This window comes from Aeromicrobium sp. Leaf272, from assembly GCF_001422865.1.
In the GTDB taxonomy this organism is placed as follows: Bacteria; Actinomycetota; Actinomycetes; order Propionibacteriales; family Nocardioidaceae; genus Aeromicrobium.
Window position 1 is genome coordinate 1,463 of the sequence record NZ_LMMY01000001.1, and the last position, 4,633, is coordinate 6,095.

Annotated in this window: 3 protein-coding genes and 1 pseudogene; all 4 read right to left on the bottom strand. The window is 72.5% G+C overall.

The window, feature by feature from the left end; all coding sequences use genetic code 11:
* Positions 1–1,060 (bottom strand): annotated as a pseudogene (locus tag ASF38_RS19525) (cytochrome P450); the annotation flags it as partial.
* Positions 1,057–2,607: a bifunctional 3-(3-hydroxy-phenyl)propionate/3-hydroxycinnamic acid hydroxylase gene (locus ASF38_RS00020; RefSeq protein WP_235497325.1), complete on the bottom strand. Its 1,551-nt coding sequence runs from the start codon at positions 2,605–2,607 to the stop codon at positions 1,057–1,059. The pseudogene ASF38_RS19525 and the gene ASF38_RS00020, both read right to left, overlap by 4 nt.
* A complete protein-coding gene (locus ASF38_RS00025) occupies positions 2,604–3,563 on the bottom strand; it encodes a fumarylacetoacetate hydrolase family protein (protein ID WP_056572776.1) in 960 nt (319 codons plus the stop codon). Before ASF38_RS00025 ends, ASF38_RS00020 begins: the two co-directional genes overlap by 4 nt.
* A partial coding sequence (locus tag ASF38_RS00030; protein ID WP_056573099.1) for a VOC family protein occupies positions 3,560–4,633 on the bottom strand: 1,074 nt, incomplete at its 5' end. The genes ASF38_RS00025 and ASF38_RS00030, both read right to left, overlap by 4 nt.

Here is a 4,633-nt window from a genome sequence, read left to right on the forward strand (position 1 = left end):
ACTGCGTCTCGAGACGAGCCAGGCCCTGGCCCGCGCACCCGTGCGCACCCTGGCCGAAGCCCAGCTGCGGGGTGGCGTTCCTGGTGATGTCGAAGCGGTCGGGCGCGTCCCAGAAGCGCTCGTCGCGGTTGGCCGAGGCGTAGAACACGGCCACCCGCGACCCGGCCTCCACGGTGACTCCACCGATCTCGGCGCCGCGCTCGACGTGTCGCGAGAAGGCCCGCAGCGGCGACTCCAGACGGACGACCTCGTTGACCGTGTTCGGGATCAGGGAGGGGTCCGCCTTGAGCGCTGCCCACTGGTCGGGGTGCTCGGCCAGCAGCATCAGGGCGCTCGCGATCGCACTGATCGTCGTGTCCAACGAGGGCGCGAGGTAGTCGATCATGAGCGCGGGGCACTCACCGCGCTGCACCTCACCGCTCCCGACCTTCTCGAGGAGGTCGGCTCCCATCGAGCCCGGCAGCACCGCTCCGCGGCGGACGACCGAGCGCGCGAAACGCATCATCCCGATCGTCGACGATGCCGTGCGGACGGTCTGCCCGTTGACGGGACCGAGCGAGTCGAAGGTGGCCCCCGCCCATCGCAGCAGGTTCTCGCGCCCCTCCTCGGGCCAGCCGATCAGGTCCGGCACGAACGACGTGGGCAGCGCCTCGGCGATGTCGACGACGCCGTCGACGTGCTTCCTCTGCACGGCAGCCGCCACGACGGCGTCCGCTCGCTGCTCGACCTCGTCGCGCATCGATCGCAGGGCCTTCGGGGTCAGACGGGAGGCCAGGAGCCTGCGGCGGCGGTCGTGCTCCTCGCCGTCGCTGTTGAGCGTCGTGCCGCGGCCGAGCCGGTTGGCCACGGGGTTGAGGGCCACGCCGCGGCCGGAGACGAACGTCGCGTCGTCCAGCAGCACCTGCTTGCAGTCGTCGTGGCGCGTCACCGCGAGCACGCCCTGCTTGGCGAGCCGCACGACGGGACCCAGGGCCCGCATGCGCTCGTAGTGGGGGTACGGATCGAGGATCGCGTCGGGTGCGTAGACGTCCGGCCGGTAGGTCGGGACGGTCGTGGTCATGCGGACACCTCGGTCCTCGCGGGAGTGATGAGCGACGCGGCCAGGGCGACGAGCGCCGAGACGTCGTGGCCGGACGCCATGGTGGTGCGGTCGGGGCGCACCAGCGCCGCCGTCGCGCGTCCCTCGTGCAGCCACGAGGAGAGCTCGGGACGATCGGTCGTCCCGACGACGGTGCAGTCTCGGGCCTCGAGCTCGCGCCGGTCGGTCGGGGAGGGCGCTTCGGAGGTCACGAGTGCCCAACCGGGACCGATGAGGTCGTCGACCACGCGGCGGCCCTGCGCGGTGTTCGGGCAGAGCTGCCCGGCCAGGCGGTCCCCGCTGCGCGCCGAGACGAACGAGGACCGTGCCAGGGGCGGCGTGGCGCTGTCGATGAAGCGTCGACGCACGACCGGTGCCCGGTTCAGCGCCGGCAGCGCGGCGCCGCGCACCGCGTCGCCCGCGCGGCCGCCGCGCGTCATGATCGTGCCCAGCAGGCGTGCCGTGTCGATCATCGACCTCGCGTGGCGTGACCGTTCGGGCTCGTAGGTGTCGAGCACGTCGGCCGGCAGGGAACCGTCGAGGAATCCGGCCACCTTCCACCCGAGGTTGCTCGCGTCCCGGATGCCCGCACCCATGCCTTGGCCGATGAACGGCGGCGTCAGGTGGGCGGCGTCGCCGAGCAGGAAGATGCGCCCTGACCGCCACCGGTCGGCGACAGCGGCACGGAACGTGTACTCGGCGGACCGGATGACCTCGAGGGCCGCCAGGTCGGTGCCGGCGGTCCAGGGTGCGACGAGCGGGGCGATCGACGCGAGCGAGGCGAAGTCCGCCGCGGTCTCGTGGTCGAGCAGCTGGAACTCCCAGCGGTACCGCTCCGGCCCGATGCGCATGTACGTGGCCGCCCGGGTGCTGTCGCACACCTGGTGCACGCCCTCCCACTGCCGCAGGTCCTCGCCGGTCCGGATGTCGACGACGAGCCACCGCTGCTCGAACCCGAGGTCGGTCATGGTCGAGCCGATCGACCGGCGCACGAGGCTGTTGGCGCCGTCGCAGCCCAGCAGGACCTCGGCGTCGAGGAGCTGCTCCTCCCCGGTGTTGATCGCGCGCGCACGCACGCGGACCCGGCCGGGGGAGGGCTGCTCGACGGTGGTCACCTCGTGCCCCCCGAGGAGCGTGACCTCGGGCGTCTCGGCCAACCGGGCGCGCAGCAGGCCCTCGAGGTCGGGCTGGTCGAACATGCTGGCGCGGGTGAAGCCCGAGGTCGGCGAGACCCCTTCGCGGGGGAACTCGCCCAGCACCCGCAGTGCAGCGTCGACCAGGCGCAGCCCTCCGCCCGGGCGTGAGATCGCGGCGAAGCGCTCGGCGACGCCGAGCCGGTCGAGGATGCGCAGCACCTCGTCGTCGAGGTGGACGGCTCGCGGTTGCGGGTACACCCCTTCCCAGCGGTCGATCACGACGCTCGGGGTGCCGTGCCGGGCGAGCTCGAGCGCGGCGCACGCGCCCGTGGGTCCCGCCCCGACGATGATGACCGGGATCGGAGCCTTCGTCACGGCGGTCACGGCGCTCACGCCGTCCATCGCACCCGGGTCCGCTGGGACCCGAGGTCGATCGCGCCGTCGTCGGTCGCGATCGAGACCTCCACGAGGTCGCCGTCCTGCAGGTATCGCGGGTTCTTGGCCTGCTTGGCGAAGAAGATGCGCCACTTGGTCGCCGGCGGCAGCAGGGAGCCGATGACCTCGATCGGCTTGGGCGGCGCGCTTAGGGCCGTGCCCACCGGGGTGCCGGTGAGCAGCAGGTCGCCGGGGGCGAGCTGCTGGAACCGCGCAAGCGCCCGGAACGCAGCGAGCGGACCGTAGATCATGTCGGAGGCCGGCTGGTCCTGGCGGAGCTCCCCGTTGACCCAGAGGCGCAGCCGCAGCTCCGGGAACCGGGCCAGCTCACCGTCCTCGAGGATCAGCAGGACGGGCCCCGTCGGTGTGAACGTGGGATAGGACTTGGACTCGTAGAACTGGGTCTTGGGCAGCTGCTGGTCGCGCGCCGACACGTCGTTGGTGACGACGAGTGCCGCGACCATGCCCGGGAGGTCGGACTCCGCGACCTCGGTGCCGACCGGGACCTCGCGCCCGAGGACGAGGCCGATCTCCACCTCGTAGTCGAGCAGGGCGACGTGGGCCGGACGCACGATGTCGTCGGTCGGGCCGCTGATCGACCCGGAGGCCTTGCGGAAGAACGCCAGCGGGACCGCGTCCGGGTCCATGCCTGCGTCCTTGGCGTGGCTCGCGTAGTTCGCCATCTGGGCCACGACGCGGCACGGGGCCGTGACGGGCGAGACGAGCGCCAGGTCGTCGACCGGGACTGGATCGCCGGCGTCGCGGGCCGCGACCACGGCGTCGCGGGCCGCGACCACGGCGTCGCGGTCGGCGAGCAGCTCGGCGGTCGTGGTGGCGTCGGTCGCGATGCGGACGGCGCCGTCGGGACGCTGCAGCCACCAGGCGTCGGCGGTGCGCAGGACGGGAAGGGTCATGAGCGGGCAACTTTCATCAGGCCGAGCAGGCGGGTCAGGTCGAACTCGTTGTCGTCGCGCAGGGCGGTGGTCATCGAGAGCGCCTCGAGCAACGACTCCCGGCCGGGCGCGATGCCGAGGAAGTCGGCAGTGGCGGGCGGGCCCCACTGGGCGAGTCCGCTTGCGGTCATCTCGGCCCACCCGGGCTCGAGCGAGGCGTCGAACATGTCGCCGTCGCTGAAGTGCTCGACGAGGAAGCCGTCGGGGTCGCGCCAGTAGTCGAAGATCTGGCTGCCCTGGATGTGACGGCCGATGCCCCAGGAGTGGTGGTACCCGAGGTCCTTCAGGTGCTCGCCGCCGGCGGCGAGCGCGTCGAGGTCGGCGACCTGGTACGCCGAGTGCACGTAGCGGTTGCGGGGTCCGAGCGTCATCGCCAGCGTGTGGTGGTCGGCCGGGGTGTCGCCGCGGTCGCAGCGGATGAAGCTCATCGTCGGCCCGCGGTGGCGCTGGCCCGGGAAGTACAGGAAGTCCGAGACGATCAGGCCCAGGTGGTCGAGGTACCAGTCCAGCGACGCCAGGTACTGCGTGGTCTGCAGCACGACGTGCCCGAGGCGCTCCACGACGGCAGGCGCACGTGGTGGGCGCTGGGTCTGGTTCGCGCGGTCCTGCGTCCCGCCGAAGTTGAACGTGTGGACCGGCTGGGTCTCGAGGGCAGGGTGCTCGATGGTGTCGGCCACGACGCGCACCAGAGCGCCGGCCGGCTCACGGACGTCGACGCTGAGACCGCCCAGGTGCTCCGGCAGGCGGCGGGCCTTGGTGCCGGTGGCCTCGGCAAGGCGGAGCAGGTCCGTCGTGGCCGCGGCGCGGAAGGCGGGGCCCACGAACCGTGAGCCTTCCCCCTTGCGGATGATGACGCACGGGCTGCCGGGCAGCGCGCCTCGCAGGTTCAGCTCGTGGGCCGAGCGGTGCGTCACGGAGAACCCGAAGGCCCGGGCGAACACCTCGGCCGCCGCGAGGTCCGGCTTCTCGAACTCCAGCCATGCGATGTCGTGCACCTTGATGACGGGCTGCGCCGACCGGTGGCGGTGCTC

Bases quoted from the DNA above. Each gene is read 5' to 3' on its own strand.
- ASF38_RS00025 (WP_056572776.1), bottom strand. From the start codon at position 3,563: ATGACCCTTCCCGTCCTGCGCACCGCCGACGCCTGGTGGCTGCAGCGT.